Source organism: Embleya sp. NPDC059213, assembly GCF_042754445.1.
Classification (GTDB): Bacteria; Actinomycetota; Actinomycetes; order Streptomycetales; family Streptomycetaceae; genus Embleya.
In genome coordinates this window covers 1-3,178 of the sequence record NZ_JBHZAV010000374.1, presented here as the reverse complement: position 1 = coordinate 3,178, position 3,178 = coordinate 1, and the positions used below count along the sequence as shown (strand labels likewise).

At 74.7% G+C, this 3,178-nt stretch carries 4 protein-coding genes; all 4 read left to right on the top strand.

The window, feature by feature from the left end; all coding sequences use genetic code 11:
• Positions 1-86: 86 nt before the first annotated feature.
• Entirely contained in the window at positions 87-1,007 is a 921-nt protein-coding gene (locus ACFXMF_RS47285; RefSeq protein WP_379989799.1) for a dihydrodipicolinate synthase family protein, read from the top strand.
• Positions 1,007-2,326, top strand: coding sequence for an NAD(P)/FAD-dependent oxidoreductase (locus ACFXMF_RS47280; RefSeq protein ID WP_379989798.1), 1,320 nt, complete (start codon positions 1,007-1,009; stop codon positions 2,324-2,326). Before ACFXMF_RS47285 ends, ACFXMF_RS47280 begins: the two co-directional genes overlap by 1 nt.
• A complete protein-coding gene (locus tag ACFXMF_RS47275; protein WP_379989797.1) occupies positions 2,319-2,675 on the top strand; it encodes a (2Fe-2S)-binding protein in 357 nt (118 codons plus the stop codon). Before ACFXMF_RS47280 ends, ACFXMF_RS47275 begins: the two co-directional genes overlap by 8 nt.
• Positions 2,675-3,178, top strand: a 504-nt coding sequence (locus ACFXMF_RS47270; RefSeq protein ID WP_380021302.1) for an NAD(P)-binding protein, incomplete at its 3' end; no start/stop codon positions are given. The genes ACFXMF_RS47275 and ACFXMF_RS47270, both read left to right, overlap by 1 nt.

Genomic DNA, 3,178 nt, shown 5'->3' with positions numbered 1-3,178 from the left:
GTTTTTGGGTGGTTGCCGCGCCCGCCTAAACCTGCGGGGGGGTGTCGCCCGGATCCCGTGTTTGTGCCCCGAAAGGACCCGAGGGCATGGACCGCAACACCGTCGACTGGCACGGCTACATACCGGCCGTGACAACCCCCTTCACCTCCCAGGGCGACCTCGATCTCGCCGCCTGGGACGAACAGTTGGAGTGGTTCGCCGCCGAACGCCTCGACGGCGTGATCATCGCCGGCACCACCGGCGAGTGGTACACCCTCACCGCTACCGAACGCGCCGCCCTGTTCACCCGCGCCGCCCGCCGAGTGCGCGGTCGCTACACGCTGCTCGGCGGCTGCAACGCCTACACCGCCTCCGCCGCGATCGGCCACGCCCGGGCCGCGCGCGCCGCGGGCCTGGACGGCATCCTGCTCACCCCGCCGCCGTACATGGTGCCCAACTCCCGCGAGATCGTGGCCTTCTACGCCGAGGTCTGCGCCGCCGTCGACATCCCGGTCTGTGTGTACAACTGGCCCCGGGGCACCGGCGTGGACCTGGACCTGGACACCCTGAGCGCGCTGGCGGACCTGCCCAACGTGGTCGCGATCAAGAACTCCACCGGCGATTTCGGGGCGTTCGTCAAGGGCCTGATCGCCCTGCACGAGCGGGTGCGCTACTTCGGCATCACCACCGACCGGGTGGGCATCGCGCTGATGCGCGGCATCGGCGGCGACGGGCTGATGGGCGCCGGCGCCGTCCTCGGCCGCGACCACCCCGACTTCTTCCACCACCTCGCCGCCGGCGACGAGGCCGCCGCGCTGGCCGTGGGCGCCCGCGACCGGGTGCTGATGCGGGCCTGGTTCACCGCCGACTACGGGCCCCGCTTCGGCAGCGCGCCGGCCATCCTCAAGCACGCGCTCACCCTGCGCGGCGTGCCCGCCGGCCATCCGCGCCGCCCGCTGCTGCCGCTGACCGTCGCCGAGGCCGAGCAGGTCCGCGCCACGGTCGCCGAACTGGGACTGCTGGCCTGATGACTCCCGGCCCGAAGACACCCGACCCGAAGACAGCCGGCGTGCCGACTCCCGGCATCGGGGCTCCCGGCTCGCAGACCCCGAGCGTGCGGACTCCCGGCATCGGGGCCCCCGGCTCGCAGACCCCGGGCGTGCGGACTCCCGGCCCGACGGACCCCACCGACGTCCTGGTCGTGGGCGGCGGGTTGCTCGGCTGCGCACTGGCCTACCACCTCGCCCGCGCGGGCGCCTCGGTCCGCCTGATCGAGAAGGACCAGCTCAACCGGCACGCCTCCGGCCAGAACGCGGGCAGCCTGCACTTCCAACTCGAATACCGGATGATCCAACACGGCCCCACCGTCGCCGCCCGCGCCGCCGAGGCCCTGCCGCTGCACCTGGACGCCATGCACTCGTGGGCCGGGCTGGAGGACGAGCTCGGCGAACCCTGCGGCGTGCGCCGCTCCGGCGGCCTGATGCTGGCCGAGTCGCCCGAGGACATGGCCCTGCTCGCGCACAAGGCGCACCTGGAACACGCGCACGGACTGGACGTCGAACTCCTCGACGCCCGAGCCACCCACGAACGGGCTCCCTACCTCTCCGACCGGGTGATCGGCGCCGCCTGGTGCCCCGGCGAGGGCAAGGCCAACCCGCGCCTGGTCACCCACGCCTACGCCCGGGCCGCCCGCCGGCACGGCGCCCGGATCGACACCGGCGTACGGCTGACCGCGCTGCGTCACGACGGCCGACAGTGGCTCGCCGAGACCGCCGGCGGACGCCGGATGGCCGCGCGCGCGGTCGTGGTCGCGGCCGGCGTGTGGACCGGCGAGGTCGCCGCGATGGCCGACATCCGGCTGCCCATCGTGCCCGTCGCGCTCACCATGACGGTCACCGCCGCCGCGCCGCCGCTGATCCCGCACCTGGTCCAGCACGCCGGGCGACGCCTCTCGCTCAAACAGACCGAGGAGGGCAACGTGCTCATCGGCGGTGGCCGCGCCGCCAAGTTCGTCCAGCACGCCGGAGCGCTCGACCTGGACGCCCGCCCCGAACTGCGGCTGGACTCGGTGTTCGCCGGCGCCGACGCGGCGCGCGTGGTGCCGGCCGTGCAACGCCTGCCGGTGCTGCGCGTCTGGTCCGGCGCGACCTCGCTGGCCCCCGACCAACTGCCTTTGCTGGGGCCGGTCCCGCGCCGCCCCGACTTCTTCGTCGCCACTGGCGGATCCGGCTTCACCCTGGGCCCCACCTACAGTCGCCTGCTCGCCGAACAGGTGCTCACCGGGACCACCGGGCTGCCACTCGACGACTACTCCCCCGCACGGTTCGGAGCGCTGAACTTTGTCTGACCACCCGGCGCAGGTATCCATCACCCTGGACGGCCGCCCGCACAGCGTGCCGGCCGGCCGCTCACTCGCCGCCGCCCTGATCGCCACCGAGCACCCCGTCACCCGACACGACCGGGCCGGCCGGCCGCGCGCGCCCTACTGCGGGATGGGCGTGTGCTTCGACTGCGCCGTCACCGTCGACGGCACCCCGCTGGTACGGGCCTGCCAGGAGCCGGTCCGCGCGGGCATGCGCGTCGACACGGGCCGCGCGCGTGGCCCGGACCCGCGAGACCGGGTCGGCCGTTCGGACCTGCGGGACCGAGTCGGCGGTTCGGACCTGCGGGACGACACCGGCCGTGAGGACGTGTGATGACCACCACCGAACCGCAGTTGCTGATCGTCGGTGCCGGTCCCGCCGGTCTCGCCGCCGCCGTGGCCGCCGCCCACCACGGTGCGCAGGTCCTGGTCGTCGACGAACAGGCCCGCCCCGGTGGGCAGATCTGGCGCCGACCCGACCCCGGCGCGGGCGGCTCGGACCCGCTCGCGGGCCCCGCGTACGCCGCGGGCCGCGCACTGCTCGCCCGCGCGGCGGCGCACCCGCGGATCACCTTCGCGCACGACACCACCGCGTGGGGTGTCTTCGGCACGCAGACCACGCCCGACGGCTTCGCCGCACCGCCCGGCACCCCCGTGCCGGAGGGTCCCCGGGTCGCGGTGCACGGCCCTGCCGGGGTCGAAGTCCTGTTGCCCCGCGCCCTGTTGCTCACCGCCGGCGCCTACGACCTGCCGGTGCCGGTGCCCGGCTGGACCCTCCCCGGTTTCTTCACGGTCGGCGGCATCCAGGCCCTGCTCAAGGGCCTCCGCACCCTCGCC